Genomic DNA, 17,930 nt, shown 5'->3' with positions numbered 1-17,930 from the left:
CTGGTGGCCAAACTCTACTTCCGCTACGGAGCGATGAACTCCGGGAAGTCCACCGCACTGCTGCAGGCCGCATACAACTACGAGGAACGCGGGCAGCGGGTTCTGCTGGCCAAGCCCGTCATCGACACGAAGGATGCCGACAGGATCTCGAGCAGGCTCGGGGTGTCGCGTCCGGTCGACTTCCTCATCGGGCCTGACGACGATCTGCGTGCGCTGTTCGCCGAGCATCGGGCACGTGTGCGCGGGGATGCCGAGGCGCTCATCCAACCCGCCGCGGGCACCGATGTCGCATGTCTGCTCATCGACGAGGCGCAGTTCCTCACTCGCCGGCAGGTCGACGACCTGCTGCGGATCGTCGTGCTCGACGGTGTGCCGGCGCTGGCATACGGCATCCGCACCGATTTCCAGACACAGGCGTTTCCGGGCTCCCGCCGGCTCATGGAGCTCGCGCACAGCCTGGAGGAGCTCAAGACGATCTGCCGCTGCGGGCGCAAGGCGCTGTTCAATGCGCGGCTCGTCGGTGGGCGGTTCGTGTTCGAGGGCGACCAGGTCGCGATCGACGAGCTCACCGCCGACCGCATCACGTATGAGTCGATGTGCGCGGAGTGCTACCTGCGTGAATCGGGTGGCCGCCTCAGCTGACACCCGCGTGGTAGTGGCGGTGTCAGGCCGAGGCGAGCAGCTGAGCGACGCGCTCCAGGGCGTCCGCCTGCAGCTGATAGTACGCCCAGGTGCCGCGCTTGGAACGGCTCAAGAAGCCAGCTTCTGTGAGGACCTTCAGGTGGTGGGACACGGTGGGCTGAGAGAGTCCGACCGGGTCGATGAGGTCACACACGCACGCTTCTCGCCCCTCGGAGGAGGCGACGATGGACAGGAGCCGCAATCGTGCCGGGTCGGCGAGGGCCTTCAGCGTCACTGCCAGGGACTCCGCGTCGTGCTGGTCGAGGGGCTCCTTCACGAGCGGCGCGCAGCAGGCCGTGCCGCTGGTGGCGGTGTCGGTGACCTCGAGCATGCGGACCATACATCGAGAATACCCGATATTGACAAGCTTCGATAGATAGCCTGATACTGAACATCGACGTTCATCGATGCTCTGGAGGTTCTCGTGGTGACTCTGCTCGATCTCACGCCCCATACCGTCACGATCGACCGGCTCGCGACACTGCCGGTGGTCATCATCGGCGCCGGGCCCATCGGTCTCGCGGCGGCGGCGAACCTCGCCGCGCGCGGCATCGACTTCGTGGTCCTCGAAGCCGGCGACCGGGTCGCGTCGTCCATCAGGCTGTGGGGCCACACGCGGCTGTTCTCGCCGTGGCGACACCTCATCGACCCGGCATCGCGGCGTCTGCTGGAGGCAAACGGCTGGGCCGCTCCGGCAGATGAGGGGCGGGCACCCACCGGCCACGAGCTCGTCGATGACTACCTCGAGCCGCTGGCGCAGTTGGACGAGATCGGCTCCCGCGTCCGCTTCGGAACGCGGGTGGTCGCGGTGACCCGCGAAGGCATGGACCGGACGAGAACCGCCGGCCGGGACAAGACTCCGTTCCTCGTGCGGCTGCAGACTGCCGACGGCACCGTGAACGAACTGAGTGCACGGGGTGTGATCGACGCGTCGGGCACCTACAGCACCCCGAACCCGTTGGGTTCTGCAGGACTTACGCCCATCGGCGCCGAGCAGGTTGCCGAGCGCATTCTGCACGCTCTGCCAGATGTGCTCGGCACCGACCGGGCACTCTTCGCCGGCAAGCACGTGACGGTGGTCGGCGCAGGCCACTCCGCAGCGAACACGATCCTCGCCCTTGCCCGGCTTGCGAAGGGGGAGCCGACCACCCGGATCACGTGGCTCATCCGCAACCGCTCCGCGGTTCGTGTGTCGTCCTCACCGGATGACGAACTCGCGGACCGGGCACGCCTCGGATCTCGGGTCGAGCGACTGGTGGCCGGTGGCGCCGTCGAGAGGATCGACTCGTTCGAGATCACCCAGGTCGCACCGCACGCGGGCGGCATCCGCCTCGTCGGGTCGCGCCGCGGCGAGACGGCAACGCATGACACGGATGTCGTCGTCAACGCCACCGGCTTCCGGCCCGAGCTGGGCATGCTGCGAGAAGTCCGGCTTGAGCTGGATGACATCGTCGAAGCGCCTCGCCGACTCGCACCGCTCATCGATCCGAACCTTCACTCGTGCGGCACCGTGGCCCGGCACGGGTTCGACGAACTGCGCCACCCCGACCCCGGATTCTTCATCGTGGGTATGAAGTCCTACGGCCGTGCGCCGACGTTCCTGCTGGCCACCGGTTACGAGCAGGTCCGCTCGGTGGTCGCGTGGCTCGACGGCGACATGCGCGCGGCCACCGAGGTGCAACTGGTACTTCCGGCGACCGGGGTCTGCTCCACCGACATCGGCGCTGGGTCCTGCTGCTCATGACCTGCGTGAGGCCGATGACGGCGGACGACTCGCCGCAGGTCGAGGCGATCTTCGCCGCGGGAATCGCCGGAGGAGGGGTCGCGGAGACGGCACCTCCGACCTCGGAGCGACCCTGCGGAATATGTCGGATACTGGATCACCGCAATGGAGTCCCCGTATGACCGTTTCGCGCCCCACCGTCCTGTTCGTCTGCGTCCACAACGCCGGACGCTCGCAGATGGCCGCCGGCTACCTGCGAAATCTTGCCGGCGACCGCATCGATGTCCGGTCCGCCGGCTCGGAACCGGCTGACCAGGTCAACCCCGTCGCGATCGAGGTCATGCACGAAGCGGGCATCGACATCACGGGGAACACCCCAGCCTTGCTTACCGTCGACGGCGTGGGAGAAGCCGACGTGGTCGTCACCATGGGCTGCGGTGACGCCTGCCCGGTCTTCCCAGGCAAGCGCTACGAAGACTGGGAACTCGAGGACCCCGCCGGTCAAGACGCTGCTGCTGTTCGCGGCATTCGTGATGAGATCCGAACGCGGGTCGAGGCGCTGATCGCGGATGTCCTCCGGCTCGATGATCCAGGTCAGGAGGGCCGCTGAGTCTGTTGCCTGCCACTCGCTCTCGCAATTCCACGACGTTGATGCAGCCGAGCCCGTCCGCCATGCCGATGCAACTCCGGACGTAGGCTCAGGAACCGCGGAGCGAGCCGAAACAACCGTCCCGCCACATCGTTTCAGCTCACGCCCGGAAGGCGGTACTGTGGTCAGACCACAGAAGGGGGGCTCGGGTGGTCGACAGTGCCGTTCCCGCACGCGCCTGGCGCGTCGTGCTCGAGAAGATCGAGACCGATCTGCTCGACGGCGTCCTGAAACCCGGCGATCACCTTCCCCCCGAGCGAGACCTCGCCGCGAGCCTCGGAGTGGGGCGCTCGAGCGTCCGCGAGGCGCTGCGCGTCCTCGATGTCCTCGGCCTCATCCGCACCGCCACCGGGTCGGGGCCGAGCTCCGGCGCGATCGTCATCGCGACGCCGCAGGGCGGGATGTCGGCGCTGCTCCGGCTGCAGGTCGCGGCGCAGGGGTTCCCGATCGAGGACGTCGTGCGCACCCGCCTCATCCTCGAGACCGCCGTCGCGGAATCGCTCGCGACCGACCGCACGGGCGCGGAACTGGCGTCGGCGCGGCAGGTGCTCGACGCGATGGACGACACAAACCTCACGCCTGCCGAGTTCCTCGCGCTCGACGCCCAGTTCCACCTCGCGCTGGCCGAGGCATCCCGCAATGCGGTGGTCGCCGCGATGATGGCCGGGCTCCGCACGTCCGTCGAGTCGTACGTGCTCGCGGGGGCCGAGCGCGTGAACGACTGGACCGGCACGGCGGCCGGCCTGAGGCGTCAGCATCGCGCGATCGTCGCCGCCATCGAGGCGGACGACCCGGAGGCCGCCCGCGACCTCGTCGTCGACCACATCACCGGCTATTACGCGCATGCCGGGCTCACCCGCGATTGAGAGGACCGCAGATGGTCACCAGACAGATTCCGAACCTCGGCGACATCTTCGAGCTCATGCAGTTCAAGAAGCCCGAGCTGAACGGCAGGAAGCGCCGGCTCGAGAACGCGCTGACGATCTCCGACCTGCGGACGATCGCGAAGCGGCGCACCCCCGCCGCCGCGTTCGACTACACCGACGGCGCGGCCGAAGGCGAGCTGTCGATCGCGCGCGCCCGGCAGGCGTTCGAAGACGTCGAGTTCCATCCCGGGATCCTCAAGCCGGCGCCCGCGGTCGACACGTCGTGCGAGATCCTCGGCGGCCGGTCGGCGCTCCCGTTCGGCATCGCGCCGACCGGCTTCACACGCCTGATGCAGACCGAGGGTGAGATCGCCGGCGCTGGGGCCGCGGGAGCCGCCGGTATCCCGTTCACACTGTCGACCCTGGGCACGACGTCGATCGAAGACGTGAAGAAGGCGAACCCGCACGGCCGCAACTGGTTCCAGCTCTACGTCATGCGCGACCGCGAGATCTCGTATGGGCTCACGCGCCGAGCCGCGGAAGCCGGGTTCGACACGCTCTTCTTCACGGTCGACACCCCCGTGGCCGGAGCGCGGCTTCGCGACAAGCGCAACGGGTTCTCGATTCCGCCGCAGCTGACCCTCGGCACGATCATCAACGCCATCCCACGGCCGTGGTGGTGGATCGACTTCCTCACCACGCCGAAGCTCGAGTTCGCCTCCCTGTCGACGACCGGCGGCACCGTCGGCGAGCTGCTCGACGCCGCGATGGACCCGACGATCAGCTACGACGATCTCGAGGTCATCCGCGAGATGTGGCCGGGCAAGATCGTCATCAAGGGCGTCCAGAACGTCGAGGACTCCAAGAAGCTCGTCGACCTGGGCGTCGACGGCATCGTGCTGTCCAACCACGGCGGACGCCAGCTTGACCGCGCGCCGATCCCGTTCCGTCTGCTGCCCGAGGTCGTGCGCGAAGTAGGCAAGGACGCCACCGTCATGATTGACACGGGCATCATGAACGGCGCCGACATCGTGGCGTCGATCGCGCTCGGCGCGAAGTTCACGCTCATCGGGCGCGCCTACCTCTATGGCCTCATGGCGGGCGGCCGCGCGGGCGTCGACCGCACGATCGCGATCCTCCGCAGCGAGATCGAGCGCACGATGAAGCTCCTGGGCGTCTCGTCGCTCGATGAGCTCGAGCCGAAGCACGTGACGCAGCTCACCCGGCTCGTGCCGGTCGGCCAGGACGCGTCTGTCATCACCACCGGTCGTTGAGCGCGCGGGCTCAGCGCGAGTTCACGTCAGGCCCCTGAGCGAGGGAGCCCGCGCGGAGCGACCCACGTCAGGTCTCTGAGCGAGCCCGCGCGGAGCGACCCACGTCAGGTCCCTGAGCGAGCCCGCGCGGAGCGCGAGCGAGTCGAAGGGCCGTGAGGCGCGCGTCCTCCTACAGCGTGGGGATGAGCCCGTCGAGGAACGCGGCCGTGTCCTCCCAGCCCTCCACGGCCTTGCAGTCGACTCCGAGCACGAGCACCGGGTAGTCGTTGCCGTCGGGGTCGAGGCGGTCGCCGACGAACAGCATGTCATCGAGCGGGATGCCGGTCTGCTCGGCGAGCTGCCGCATCCCGTATGCCTTGTCGATGCCGCGGTGGGTGATGTCGACACTGGTCGACCCGCCCGAGCGCACCTCGAGATCGGGCAGGCGGTCGGCGACCGCCGCCCGCAGCTCGTTCTTCTTCGCCCCGTTGGGGTCCCATGCGGCCTTCGCCTCGAGCGGCGCCTGCTGCCCGAGGGCCGAGAACGTGATCTGCGAGCCGCGGTCTTCGAGGATGTCGCCCCACGGCTCGGCCTCCCAGTACCCGAGCCGCCGGGCCTCCTCCTCGACCGCGGCGAGGGCGCGGGCCTTCTCGTCGTCGGTGAGCGCATGCGCGTACACGGTGCGCACGCCATCGTCGGTGAGGCGGTAGTACTGGGTGCCGCAGGTGGGGAGGAGATGGATGCGTTCGCGCACGCTCAGCGGCGCGTCGGGCAGCCGTTCGACCACCTGCTTCGAGAACTGTGCGAGCTGTCCACCCGAGATGATCGCGACCTCTACGCGCTCCGCGAGGGCGACGAGCAGGTCGCCGATGCGCGGATCGATGGCGCTCTTGGACGGGGCAAGGGTGTCATCGAGGTCGAAGGCGACCAGGCGGGGAGTAGGCATCCGGATCCTTTCGCATCATGCGAAGAGGAGGCCGACCTCGCGGTCGACCTCCTCTGATGGTCGGGGTGACAGGATTTGAACCTGCGGCCTCTTCGTCCCGAACGAAGCGCGCTACCAAGCTGCGCCACACCCCGTGGCAGCCGTTCAAGTCTACCTGATGGGATGGGGTGGTCCGAACCGCGGCGGCTCAGCCGTGGCCGTGACCGGGCTTTCCCGGAGGCTTCGGCTTCGCGGGAGGCGAGGGCGCGGTCGAGGGCTGGGCCGGCGCCGAGGGCTTCGTCGACGGGGCGGGAGACGGCTTCGTCGACGGGGCAGGAGACGGCTTGGTCGACGTGTCACCCTTCTTCGGCTTGCTGTGGTGATACCCGTAGTTCGGGTACCGCCCGGAGTAGACGAGGAGCTTCGCCTCGGGATCCGGCAGGGGTCCGCCGGGGTAGTACTTGTCGGCGGCCCGCTGGATCCGCTCGGACATGGCGTACCGGATGTCGGCCAGGTCGATGCCGCGGTAGTACCAGTGGAACAGGTCCAGGTCGGGATCGCCGTGGTTGTCGGTGACGCCCGACCACACGAGCGATGTCATCGCCGAGCTCGAGGTGATGAGCCACGTCTGCTCGCCGTTGTGGGTTCCGGTCTTGCCGAACAGCGGTGTGCCGTCGTGGGGGTCCGCGGCGGCCGCGGTGCCGTGCGGGTACCGCATCACCCCCTGCAGAGCGTACTCGGCGGTGGCGGCGATTCCCGGGTCGATGACCTTCTTGCAGGTGCGCTTCGGCACCGGCAAGTCGTTCCCATCGGCATCCGTCACCCGCGCGATGACCCGCGGCTGGCAGAAGGTGCCGTGGTTCGCGATCGCGGCATACGCGCCCGCCATCGCGATGGGCGACACGGCGTTGGAGCCGATCACCGAGAAGAGGTTGTCCATGACGACGGGACCTGTGCCGTTCGCGAGAGTGACCCCGAGCTTCGTCGCATCCTTCATCACATCGCACAGGTCGAGCTTCGCCGCCATGCCGAAGTACCCCGAATTCAGCGACTGTGCGGTGAACTGCATCGGGGTGCCGTAGTAACCGGACTCGTTCTTGAAGTTCGGAATGACGAGGTTCTTCGTGTTGACCCAGTCGCCCTGGCAGGAGTTCGTCACACGCGGGATCGCGCGCACGGTGCCGTTCACCACCTCGTTGAGCGAATGCCCCTTCTGGAGCCAGTCGAGCAGGGTGAACAGCTTGAACGACGACCCGGCGGGGAAGCCGTTCGCGCCCTGGATGCTGTTCCCGGCATACACGATGCTGGTGTGGCCGGAGTCGGGCGATGTCGACGTCGTGCTGTAGTGGGTGTTCTGCGCGATGGACAGGATGTCGCCGGTCGACGGCTGGATGTTGACGATCGTCGCGCCGTAGCCGAACGCCCGTTCCGACGCCGGCGCATATTTCGTCACGGTGGCCTGCGCGACCTTCTGCAGACGCTCGTCGAGGGTGGTGTACACCTTCAGGCCGCCCTGCCGCAGCGCCTGCTCGCGGTCGACGCTGGTCGCGCCGAACGCCGGATCGGTGCGGATGATCGAGGTGACGTACTCGCAGAAGTACTGCACGGTCGTGTTCGCGCAGCCTGTCGTCGGCGCCGTGATGTGTGGCGTGATCGGCTGCTTCATCGCTGCTGCGTACTGCGCAGCGGTGATCTTGCCGGCCGTCCGCATCCGCCCGAGCACGTACTCCTGCCGCTGCTTCGTCAGCGCGTAGTGATTCGCCGCGCCGTTCGCCGTGCTGTCGGGAAGGTCGATGCGGTACGTGTTCGGGTTCTGCACCATGCCGGCGAGCGTCGCCGCCTGGGGGAGGGTGAGCTTGGCGGCGTGCACGCCGAAGTAGTACTGCGATGCCGCCTCGATGCCGTAGGTCACGCCGCCGAAGTTGGCGATGTTGAGGTAGCCGAGCAAGATGTCGTTCTTCGAGTACTTCTGCGAGAGCGCGATGGCGTAGCGCATCTCCTGCAGCTTCCGGGCGTAGCCGGCTGAGCCGTCGGCGTTCGTGGCCTCGTTGTAGCAGTCCTGGATCGCCTTCTCGCGCTGGGCCTGGGTGAGCTTCTTGTCGTCGACCGAGGAGTAGCAGTCCTGCACGAGCACGTTCTTGACGTACTGCTGACTGATCGACGACCCGCCCTGGATGTTGCTGTTGCCGCGGAGGTTCGACAGCAGTGCGCGTGTGGTGCCGAGCAGGTCGATTCCGCCTTCGTCGTAGAAGCGCGGGTCCTCGCTGGAGAGGATCGCGTCGTACATGACGGGGGCGACCTGCTTCCATGTGACGGGAACGCGATTCTGGTCGTAGAACTGGGTCAGCGCCTCGTCTTTGCCGGTCTGCGGGTTCTTCGCGTAGATCGTCGTGGGCAGCTGCAGCGGGTTGATCTGCAGCTCACTGGGGAGGTTGTCGAAGGTGTCGATCGCGCTCGTCGCGGCGACGCTGCCCGTCGCGACCACCGGGGTGACCGCGGCGGCGAGGAGTATCCCGGCCACCACGCTGAGCGCGACGAGGCCGACCAGGCCGCCGATCACCCCCGCGGCGGTCCGGTTCGTCGGTGGTTGCGAACCCTTGGCCACAGGGCGACGGTATGCCTGAACTCTGTGCGTCAGGTGGACGTGCCAGCATGGGTTGCATGCCGACGCCCTCTCATCCCCATCGCAGCCGTCACCTCGTCTGGGTGACGGCTCTGTGTCTGGCCGCCGCCGCACTCACCGGATGCAGTGCCACCGATCAGCCCGACACGAAGGCGCTGCGCAGCGCGCTGGAGACGGGCGACTTCCGCCATGTGCTCCTGAACGGCGCGACAGTCGAGCAGGCGGGCAAGGACTATTCGGACATCGTGGCGGACCTGGGCAAGATCACCCCGTCCGTGAAGATCGACGCGCCGACGGTCGACGACGACAAAGCCTCATCCCGCGTCCACTGGAGCTGGCCGGTGGGCAATGGCGAATGGTCGTATACCTCGACCGTCACCGCCACGAAGAAGTCCGACAAGTGGTACGTGGACTGGGGGCCGTCGGTCGTTCAGCCGGAGCTTGCCGCCGGCGACGTCCTGCGACGCAGGACCGAGGCGCCGGTGCGCGCCGACATCCTCGGCGGCGACGGGGAGCCGCTGATCACCAGCAGACCCGTCGTGACCTTCGGCATCGACAAGAGCCACGTCACCCCGGAACAGGCGGAGACGTCGGCGTCCGCGCTCGCGCGGCTGGTGAACGTGGATGCCGAGGGGTTCGCGGCGCGCGTGGCGGCGGGCGGTCCCCAGCAGTTCGTGGAGGCGATCACCTACCGGGAGAAGGAAGCGCCGTCGACCGACGATCTGTCCGGCATCCCCGGTGCGCGCGGCATCTCGAGCACGATGCAACTCGGCCCGTACCGCGGCTTCGCCGCTCCGGTGCTGGGATCGGTCGGCCCGGTCACGGCAGAGATCATGGAGAAGAACCCGGGGAAGTACCAGGTCGGCGACACCGTCGGACTGAGCGGGCTGGAACAGCGCTACGACAGCACGCTGCGAGGGACCCCCGGCGTGACGATCGACCTGGTCCCGCAGAGCGGGGAGCCGACGGAGCTGTTCGCCGTCGAGCCGACGCCGGGCGCGCCGCTGCAGACGACTCTCGACGAACGGCTCCAGCGCATCGCGGAGGCAGCGCTGGGTGAGATCGGTCCGGCTAGTGCACTCGTCGCACTGCGGCCCAGCGATGGCGCCGTCTTGGCGGCGGCGAACGGTCCGGGCACGGGTGCGTTCGACGCGGCGCTGAACGGACAGGTGCCGCCGGGCTCGACCTTCAAGATGTTCGATACGCTCGCGCTCCTGCGCGCCGGCCTGACCGCCGACTCCACGGTCGACTGCACGGCAGAGACCGTCGTCGACGGATACCGCTTCGTCAACGACTCCTGGTACCCGTCGTCGGCGATCGGCAAGATCTCACTGAAGACGGCGATCGGCCACTCGTGCAACACGGCGATGATCAACGCTCGCGGTCAGATGGGCGACATCGCCGCGACTGCGCAGAGTCTTGGCTTCGGCACCGGCAGCATCCCGGGAACGGAGAGCTTCGCGGGCCGGATCCCAGCGGCGACATCGAACACCGAGGCGGCCGCCGATGTGATCGGGCAGGGCAAGGTGCTCGCGTCACCGGTGGTCATGGCTGCCGGCATCGCCTCGATCCAGGCCGGTCACACCGTCCTGCCGATGCTCTTCCCTTCGCAGCCGGCGAAGCTGCCCGAAGGGGTGAAGTCGCTCACCGCGGACGAGGCGAAGCAGTTGAAGGACATCTTCCGCCAGCCGGTGGTGGACGGCACCGCCGTGGGCCTGAAGGGCGTCCCCGGCGCCGCGGTCATCGCGAAGACCGGCACCGCTGAATTCGAGCGGGACGGGAAGACGATGGTCCATGCCTGGATGGTGGCGGCCCAGGGAGATCTCGCGCTGGCGGTGTTCGTCGATACCGGCAGCAGCGGTGCCGACACAGCCGGCCCCATCGCCAAGAGGTTCCTCAGCGAGGCAGCAGAGTGATGAGGGATGCCTCGGGTCGGCAGCCGAACCGCACGGGAGCGTAGATCGAGTGGCCGATGCCCGCGCTCACGTTGAGCGGTACGGTGCGGCCGTCGTGGGTCCACGAGGACAGGCCGCGGGCCTGGTCGAGGGGGATGTCGCAGTTCGCGACGAGAGCGTCCGGGGACAACGGGATGCGCACCTGTCCGCCGTGCGTGTGTCCGGCGAACAGTGCCTCGGCGCCGAGGTCGACGAAAGCATCGAGGATGCGACGGTACGGCGCGTGGGTCACGCCCCACGTGACGTCGGCACCGGCGCCGAGCGCCGCAAGCGGAGCGGGAAGGTCTTCGATTCGGTCCCAGTCGCGGTGCGCGTCGCTGACGCCGAACCCGTCGATGCGCAGTCCCGCTGCCTGGATCGATGCGGCGGTGTTGTTGAGTCCCGTCCACCCGAGGTCGTCGGTGAGGAAGTCGTCGAGCGCGGTGGCGTCGATCGGCTCCGCCTCGATCACATGCCGTGACGGCCCCATGAAGTACTTGAACGGATTGCGCGGAGTCGGCGCGACATGGTCGTTGGAGCCGTGCACGAAGAACCCCGGTGTGCCGCGGAACGGAGCGAACGCGCGGCGGATGCCCTCCAGACCGGCCGCGTGTCCGAGATTGTCACCGGTGTTGACGATCACGTCGGGTCGCAGGGCGGCAAGCGATGCGATCCACCGCTGCTTGCGATGCTGCCACGGAGCCATGTGGGCATCGGACAGGTGCAGGATGCGGATCGCCGGCGACCCGGCCGGGAGGATGCGCAGCTCGTGCCGGCGCACCGCGTAGAGGTGACGCTCGATGCCGACGCCCCAGACGGCGGCGCCGACACCGACCGCCCCCACCGCGCCGAGCGCGGTGAGGGCGGTGCGGGTGATCGGCTGAGGCCGGGTCAACCGTTGCCCTTGCCCTTGCCGGGCTTGTCGGGCTTGTCCGGCTTGCCCTTGCCGCAGTCGGGTGCCGTGTACACCGCGGTGATCTTGGTGTTCGGCCCCGCGACGCTCCCGGCAGCGGGGTCGGTGCTGGTCACCGTTCCGTCGCCATCCTTGCTTTCCTCGCAGACGGCGGTGACGTTTCCGAATCCGGCGCCGCGCAGCGACAGGATGGCCTCGGGCGGCGTCGAGCCCTTCACGTCGGGCACCTTGATGCCCTTGCCGTTGCTGGGACTGATCGTCACCATCGTGCCGCTTGCGACCTTGCCGGCGCCGGGGCTCTGCTCGGCGATCGTGCCCTCTGCCTGATCGGAGTCGACGGGCGAACCGACCTTCACCTGGAAGCCGCGCGACCGGAGAGTGCTCTTCGCCTGTGCCTCGGACATCCCGATGACGTTGGGCAGGGTGACGAGCACCTGACGCGTGAGGTTCTTGTCGGGCTCGGGGAAGCTGCCGCCCTTGTAGATGTCGTCGATCGCACCCTGAATGCTGCGCCCGAGATCGAAGCGCAGGTTATTCAGCGACTTCCAGCCGAAGTACAGGTCGTACAGGGGCACCTGACCCTTGACACTCCCCACCCAGTTCGCCGTCGTGACCTTCGTGCTCGATGTGATCAGCCACGTCTGGTAGTCCTCGTGCGTACCGGTCTTGCCGATGAGGGGCGTGCCGTCGAACGGGTTCCCGGCCTGCCCCGACCCTCCGGGGGCAAGCGGTCCCTTCAGCGCATAGGCAGCGGTTGCTGCGACCTTGGGGTCAAGTACCTGCTTGCATGTGGTCGTGGGCAACTTGAGCTGAGTGCCTTCGGAGTCGGTGATCTTGTCGATCACCTTCGGCTGGCAGTACACCCCCTTGTTCGCGACGGCGGCGTAAGCCGCGGCCATCGCCAGCGGCGAGACGTTGTCGGATCCGATGACTTCGTACGGCGCGGGGTTGTTGGCCGCGATCTTGCTCGTGCCGTCGGTGGTCAGGGGGATGGGAGTCCCGTCACCACGCGTGATACCCAGGCTCGCGGCCATGTTCCCGATGTCGCAGAGGTCGAGCTGACGAGCCATCTCGAGGAACCCGGTGTTCAGCGAGTCCTTGGTGAAGCGCATCGGCGTACCGAAGTAGCCGCCGCTCTTCTTGTAGTTGTGGATGTCGGCCTGCACGTCCCACGTGCCGCCTTCTACGCAGTGGTCAGCCCATGGACCGCGGGTGTGCTTCCGGCCGTCGAGGAGCTGGTTCAGCGACTTGCCCTTGTCCAGCCAGTCGAGCAGCGTGAAGAGCTTGAACGTCGAACCCGCGTTGAATCCCGACGACCCGCCGAACTTCTGACTGCCGGCGTAGACGATGGCGGATGTGCCCTTCTTCTTCGACGCCACGGGCGTGTACTTGGTGTTCTGCGCCATGGCGAGAACACGCCCTGTGCCCACCTCGACGCTGGTCGACGTCGAGCCGAAGACGGACTTCGATCCGTAATCGTGACCCTTGACAGACGACGGAACGTACTCGTCCTGTGCCTTCTGTGCGGCCTTCTGCACCTTCGGATCGAGGGTCGTGTAGATCGAGAGCCCGCCCTTGTGCAGCAGTGCCTTGCGGTCGTCGGCGGTCTTGCCGAATGCTTCGTCGTTGAGTAGCACAGCTGTCACATAGGCGCAGAAATACGCGGCCGATCCCGCGGCCTCGCAACCAGTCTTGACGGCGGTGATCTTCGGTGTGATCGGGGCCCTCACCGCCTCATCGTGCTGCTTCTGCGTGATCTTGCCGTCGATCAGCATGCGGTCGAGCACATACGTCTGCCGCTGCTTCGTCAGCTTGTAGCCGTCATCCTTGCCGTTGACGCCCTTGCCGTCCTTCCCGGTGATCGTGCCGTCGGGAAGGTCGATGCGATACGTGTTCGGGTTCTGCACCATCCCGGCCAGGGTGGCTGCCTGGGAGAGGTTCAGGTTCTTCGCGTGCACCCCGAAGTACCGCATCGCGGCGGCCTCGATGCCGTACGTCGTACCACCGAAGTTCGCGATGTTCATGTAGCCGAGCAGGATGTCGTTCTTCGAGTACCGCTGTTCGAGGGCGATCGCGTACCGCATCTCCTGCAGCTTGCGCTGGTATCCCTCGGTGCCCGAAGCGGTGGTGGCCTGCACCCAGCACTTGTTGAGCTCTTCCTCGGTCTTGGCGTTCCAGTCGCACTGCTCGATGAGGACGTTCTTGACGTACTGCTGGCTGATCGAGGATCCGCCCTGGGTGTCCGACCCGCCCTTGACGTTCGACATGATCGCGCGCGTCGTACCGATGAGATCGATGCCGCCGTGCTCGTAGAAGCGAGGGTCTTCGCTCGAGAGCAGCGCGTCGTACATGACGGTGTTGATCTGATCGAACTTGACCGGAGTCCGGTTCTGATCGAGATACGTCGCCATCAGGGTGTTCTTGCCCTTGTCGTCGGTGTAGTAGATCTTCGACGGCAGGATGAGCTTGTCGATGGTCAGCACACTCGGCAGATTGTTGAACATGTCGATGGCGCTCGTGGCTGCGGCACTGGTGACGGCGACGGCGGGAGTGACCGTCGCGGTCACGAGGACGCCGGCGACAGCGCTCAGGCCGATCAGGCCGAGCAGGCCGCCGGCCACGCCGGTGGCCGTGCGTTTCGAGTGGGGCATAGGGTTGATCGTAAGGGAGATTGCTGGGCGATCCCTCCAGAGATCGCCGGGCAAGCGCCACCCCGATGCCCACCGCCGCACACGACGATTGAGAGCGCCGCGATGACCACCTGGGAGTACCTGACGACGCCGTTGCTGATCCACAACACGGCGGCGATCCTGAACAACTGGGGCAAGCAGGGGTGGGAACTCGTGCAGGTCGTCCAGGGACCCGAGGGAGGGCTCGTCGCCTACTTCAAGCGTCCGGTGGGCGGCGGATCGGCGAATGCCGGCCTCGACGCCGCTGCGGTGGCCGCGCAGCAGTTCGAAGGGAATTGACATGACCGTGTCGCAGACCCTCGCCGACCTCGGTATCACCCTTCCCGACGTCGTGCCTCCCGTCGCCGCGTACATCCCCGCCACGGTCCACGGCGATCTCGTCTACACATCAGGCCAGCTGCCGATGGTCGACGGCGCCCTGCCCGCCACCGGCAAGGTGGGCGCCGAAGTCGTGGCGGAAGACGCGAAGGGATATGCGCGGCAGTGCGCCCTCAATGCGATCGCCGCGGCTGCCGCCGTCGCCGGAGGGGTCGATCGCCTGACCGGTGTCGTGAAGGTGACCGGATTCGTGGCATCCACTCCCGACTTCACGGGACAGCCCGGCGTGATCAACGGTGCCAGCGAGCTTCTCGGAGAGGTGTTCGGGGACGCCGGACGCCACGCCCGCTCAGCGGTCGCAGCTCCCGTGCTGCCTCTCGACTCGCCGGTCGAGGTCGAGGTCGTCTTCTCCTACTCCTGAACCGCTCGCGCCAGCACGGCGAGCAGCGGCCGCGGCATCCGTTCCTCCGGCATCGCCGCCAGGAGGATCTCGGCGTAGCGCAGCTTGCGCCGGGCTCCGCTGCCGAGCCAGCGCCGCAACTGGGCCTCGACGGGGCGATCGCGCCACTGGGGCTGCGCACGCAGTCGCTCGAAGGCGCCGAGGTCGCCATGTTCCCGCAGGCACGCACGGACAAGGTCGGCGCCGCAGGCGCGGATGAGCTCGTCCTCCAGATCGAGGGTGCATGCGAAGAAGCCGGCCTCCGCGGGGTCGTCGTCCGGATCGGCCAGGCCATGCACCGCGAGCGCCCGCCGCACGACATGTTCCTCCGCCGTGTCGTAGAGTCCGGCGAAGCCGGCATCCGGGTGCCGTTCCCGCACCATCGCGATCGTGCGTCCCAACCCCTGCACACCGCCGCTCGAGACGACGGTCGCACCGCGCGCGTCGAGGTCGCGGCCCGTGCGCCGCGCGAGGGCCTCGACCGCGATCCGGTCGCTCGCTCCCTCCACGAGCACGACCGTGCGCAGGCCGTGCTCGTGGAGGAGGTCCACCGCTACTTGACCTGGGCCGAGATGATGCTCATCACCGACGTGTCTGCGAGCGTCGTGGTGTCGCCCACGTCGTGCCCGTCGGCGACGTCGCGCAGCAGGCGGCGCATGATCTTGCCGGAGCGGGTCTTCGGCAGCTCGCTGACGATGTAGATGTCCCGCGGTCGCGCAATGGGACCGATCTGCTGGCCCACCCAGGTGCGCAGGGTGTCGGCGAGGCCCTCGGGGGAGTGCGCCGAGAGGTAGCTCTCCTTGATGATCACGAACGCGACCACGGCTTCGCCCGTCGTTTCGTCCTTCGCGCCGACCACCGCAGCCTCGGCGGTCGATTCGTGGGCGACCAGCGACGACTCGATCTCGGTCGTCGACAGGCGGTGCCCCGAGACGTTCATGACGTCGTCCACCCGGCCGAGCAGCCAGATGTCGCCATCCGCGTCCTTGCGGCCGCCGTCGCCGGCGAAGTAATAGCCCTTGTCGGCGAACTTCGCCCAGTACGTCTCCTTGAAGCGCTCCGGGTCGCCCCACACTCCGCGCAGCATCGACGGCCACGGTGCGGTGACGACGAGCAGGCCGCCGTTGCCGTTGTCGACCGCATTCCCCTCCTCGTCGACCACGTCGACCGAGATCCCCGGCAGTGGCACCTGGGCCGCCCCCGGCTTCGTCGCGGTGACGCCGGGCAGGGCGGCGATCATGGTGGCACCGGTCTCGGTCTGCCACCACGTGTCGACGATCGGCGTCTGCTCGCCGCCGATGACCTCGCGGTACCACATCCACGCCTCGGGGTTGATGGGTTCTCCCACCGAGCCGAGCAGCCGCAGACTCGACAGGTCGAACTGCTGCGGGATCTGCCGTCCGGTCTTCATGAACGAGCGGATGGCGGTGGGGGCGGTGTAGAGGATGCTGACGCCGTACTTCTGCACGATCTCCCACCAGCGGCCCGGATGCGGCGTGTCAGGCGTGCCCTCGTACATCACCTGCGTGGCGCCGACGGCGAGCGGACCGTAGACGACGTACGTGTGCCCGGTGACCCATCCGACGTCGGCGGTGCACCAGAACACGTCCTCTCCGGGGTGGATGTCGAGGACGTACCTGCACGTGAACGCCGCCTGGGTGAGGTAGCCGCCGGAGGTGTGCAGCACGCCCTTCGGCTTTCCGGTGGTGCCCGACGTGTACAGGATGTACAGCGGGTTCTCGGCGGGGAACGCGGTCGCCTCGTGCTCCTCGGACGCGGAGTCCACGAGATCGTGCCACCAGAGGTCGCGGCCCTCGGTCCAGTCCACGTCGTTGCCGCCGCGGCGCACGACCACGACGTGCTCGACCGTCTCCTGCGCGCCATTGCCGCGATCGGCGAGCGCCATGTCGACGGCGGGCTTGAGAGCAGACACCTTCCCCTTGCGGTATCCGCCGTCGGCGGTGATGACCAGGCGCGCAGCGGCGTCGTCGACGCGGGAACGCAGGCTGTCGGCCGAGAAGCCGCCGAAGACGACGGAGTGGATGGCGCCGACGCGGGCGCACGCGAGCATCGCGATGGCAGCCTCGGGGATCATCGGCATGTAGATCGCGACGCGATCGCCGTGCCCGATGCCGAGGCTCTCGAGCGCGTTCGCGGCCTTCTTCACCTCGGTGGTGAGTTCCGCGTACGTGATGCTGCGCGAGTCGCCCGGCTCGCCCTCGAAGAGGATGGCGACGCGGTCGCCGTTGCCGGCCTCCACGTGGCGGTCCAGGCAGTTGTAGGCGACGGAGAGCTCCCCATCGCCGAACCAGGTGGCGAACGGCGGGTTCGACCAGTCGAGGGTCTCCGTGAACGGCGTGTGCCAGTGCAGCAGATCGCGCGCCTGGTCCGCCCAGAAGCCCTCGCGGTCGGCGTCGGCCGCCGCGTACAGGTCGGCGGTCGCGTTGGCCCGCTCGGCGAAGTCGTCCGAGGGTGGGAATCGGCGGTCCTCGTCGAGGAGATGATCGATCTGACTGCTCATGGTGCGCTCCTTTGCGAATGGACGATGCGTCGGGCGGCGTGCGCCGGGGCCGTCGTCAATCTACTCCGGCCGCCCAGGGCCGACTACCGCCGATAGTGGGTGCCCGGAAGGGGTGGGAGCGTTGCCATGCCCGTCACCAGATGAGGAAATCGTCACGCGATATATCACGATGTGAGAGCGGATTTGTTTGTCGCCCTGCACGAACATGCGTATGCTCATCAGCGGCCGAACATTCGATTCTGGCATTGCAGCCCGCCGACCCCCCGATTGCGGTGCTGCACGTGGCGGCATCCCATTCCCCCCATGGGATGCCGCCCCTTTTTGATCTATGGACCCGCCTTCGGCCGTGCGGACCCGGTTTGCCCTCCGTGCCGGGAGCCCGTCCGAGACGGTCG

General features: G+C 67.7%; 15 protein-coding genes and 1 tRNA gene. 8 read left to right on the top strand and 8 right to left on the bottom strand.

All coding sequences use genetic code 11. From position 1 onward, the window contains the following. The first annotated feature begins 3 nt into the window (after positions 1–3). A complete protein-coding gene (locus AC3RX1_RS11710) occupies positions 4–642 on the top strand; it encodes a thymidine kinase (RefSeq protein ID WP_491501423.1) in 639 nt (212 codons plus the stop codon). 22 nt (positions 643–664) lie between these two features. Here the strand turns inward: AC3RX1_RS11710 and AC3RX1_RS11705 are convergent, their stop codons facing one another. Next, the gene (locus tag AC3RX1_RS11705) at positions 665–1,021 is read right to left on the bottom strand and encodes a metalloregulator ArsR/SmtB family transcription factor (protein WP_491501422.1); all 357 of its coding nucleotides are present in this window, start codon (positions 1,019–1,021) and stop codon (positions 665–667) included. 87 nt (positions 1,022–1,108) lie between these two features. On the opposite strand from AC3RX1_RS11705, the gene AC3RX1_RS11700 reads away from it, so the two are divergent. From AC3RX1_RS11700 to AC3RX1_RS11685, 4 genes are all read left to right on the top strand, one after another. Further along, complete coding sequence (locus AC3RX1_RS11700; RefSeq protein ID WP_491501421.1) at positions 1,109–2,425, top strand: FAD-dependent oxidoreductase; 1,317 nt, start codon at positions 1,109–1,111, stop codon at positions 2,423–2,425. A 157-nt stretch (positions 2,426–2,582) separates the two neighbouring features. After that, on the top strand, positions 2,583–3,014 hold the full coding sequence (locus tag AC3RX1_RS11695; protein ID WP_491501420.1) for an arsenate reductase ArsC: 432 nt from the start codon (positions 2,583–2,585) through the stop codon (positions 3,012–3,014). 188 nt (positions 3,015–3,202) lie between these two features. After that, positions 3,203–3,919 carry a FadR/GntR family transcriptional regulator gene (locus AC3RX1_RS11690; RefSeq protein ID WP_491501419.1) on the top strand — a complete coding sequence of 239 codons (717 nt, stop codon included), beginning with the start codon at positions 3,203–3,205 and terminating at the stop codon, positions 3,917–3,919. A gap of 11 nt (positions 3,920–3,930) precedes the next feature. Next, positions 3,931–5,193 carry an alpha-hydroxy acid oxidase gene (locus tag AC3RX1_RS11685; RefSeq protein WP_491501418.1) on the top strand — a complete coding sequence of 421 codons (1,263 nt, stop codon included), beginning with the start codon at positions 3,931–3,933 and terminating at the stop codon, positions 5,191–5,193. A gap of 169 nt (positions 5,194–5,362) precedes the next feature. On the opposite strand, the gene AC3RX1_RS11680 is transcribed toward AC3RX1_RS11685, so the two are convergent. The 3 genes from AC3RX1_RS11680 to AC3RX1_RS11670 form a co-directional block, all read right to left on the bottom strand. Beyond that, a complete protein-coding gene (locus AC3RX1_RS11680) occupies positions 5,363–6,118 on the bottom strand; it encodes an HAD-IIB family hydrolase (RefSeq protein WP_491501417.1) in 756 nt (251 codons plus the stop codon). 57 nt (positions 6,119–6,175) lie between these two features. Next, a tRNA-Pro gene (locus tag AC3RX1_RS11675) sits at positions 6,176–6,252 on the bottom strand. Positions 6,253–6,305: 53 nt separating this feature from the next. Then, entirely contained in the window at positions 6,306–8,702 is a 2,397-nt protein-coding gene (locus AC3RX1_RS11670; protein WP_491501416.1) for a transglycosylase domain-containing protein, read from the bottom strand. Between the two features lie 56 nt (positions 8,703–8,758). Between AC3RX1_RS11670 and AC3RX1_RS11665 the strand changes: the two genes are divergently transcribed. Next, a complete protein-coding gene (locus AC3RX1_RS11665) occupies positions 8,759–10,636 on the top strand; it encodes a penicillin-binding transpeptidase domain-containing protein (RefSeq protein WP_491501415.1) in 1,878 nt (625 codons plus the stop codon). On the opposite strand, the gene AC3RX1_RS11660 is transcribed toward AC3RX1_RS11665, so the two are convergent. Together AC3RX1_RS11660 and AC3RX1_RS11655 are read right to left on the bottom strand one after the other, a co-directional pair. Beyond that, complete coding sequence (locus AC3RX1_RS11660) at positions 10,617–11,549, bottom strand: metallophosphoesterase (RefSeq protein ID WP_491501414.1); 933 nt, start codon at positions 11,547–11,549, stop codon at positions 10,617–10,619. The two genes, AC3RX1_RS11665 and AC3RX1_RS11660, sit on opposite strands and share 20 nt — an antisense overlap. Next, entirely contained in the window at positions 11,546–14,218 is a 2,673-nt protein-coding gene (locus tag AC3RX1_RS11655; RefSeq protein ID WP_491501413.1) for a transglycosylase domain-containing protein, read from the bottom strand. Before AC3RX1_RS11655 ends, AC3RX1_RS11660 begins: the two co-directional genes overlap by 4 nt. Positions 14,219–14,320: 102 nt before the next feature. Between AC3RX1_RS11655 and sp36 the strand changes: the two genes are divergently transcribed. Both sp36 and AC3RX1_RS11645 read left to right on the top strand, forming a co-directional pair. Continuing rightward, complete coding sequence (gene sp36 / locus AC3RX1_RS11650; RefSeq protein WP_491501412.1) at positions 14,321–14,536, top strand: Sp36 family protein; 216 nt, start codon at positions 14,321–14,323, stop codon at positions 14,534–14,536. 1 nt (position 14,537) lies between these two features. Beyond that, positions 14,538–14,996 carry a RidA family protein gene (locus AC3RX1_RS11645; RefSeq protein WP_491501411.1) on the top strand — a complete coding sequence of 153 codons (459 nt, stop codon included), beginning with the start codon at positions 14,538–14,540 and terminating at the stop codon, positions 14,994–14,996. Here AC3RX1_RS11645 and AC3RX1_RS11640 read toward each other — a convergent pair. After that, entirely contained in the window at positions 14,987–15,565 is a 579-nt protein-coding gene (locus AC3RX1_RS11640; protein ID WP_491501410.1) for a TOPRIM nucleotidyl transferase/hydrolase domain-containing protein, read from the bottom strand. The genes AC3RX1_RS11645 and AC3RX1_RS11640 overlap by 10 nt on opposite strands. 2 nt (positions 15,566–15,567) lie before the next feature. Then, a complete protein-coding gene (acs, locus tag AC3RX1_RS11635; RefSeq protein WP_491501409.1) occupies positions 15,568–17,535 on the bottom strand; it encodes an acetate--CoA ligase in 1,968 nt (655 codons plus the stop codon). Positions 17,536–17,930: the final 395 nt, after the last annotated feature.

Source organism: Microbacterium altimontanum (assembly GCF_058349865.2).
Note: the sequence above shows the minus strand (reverse complement) of the source record. Positions and strands in the feature narration are given on the sequence as shown.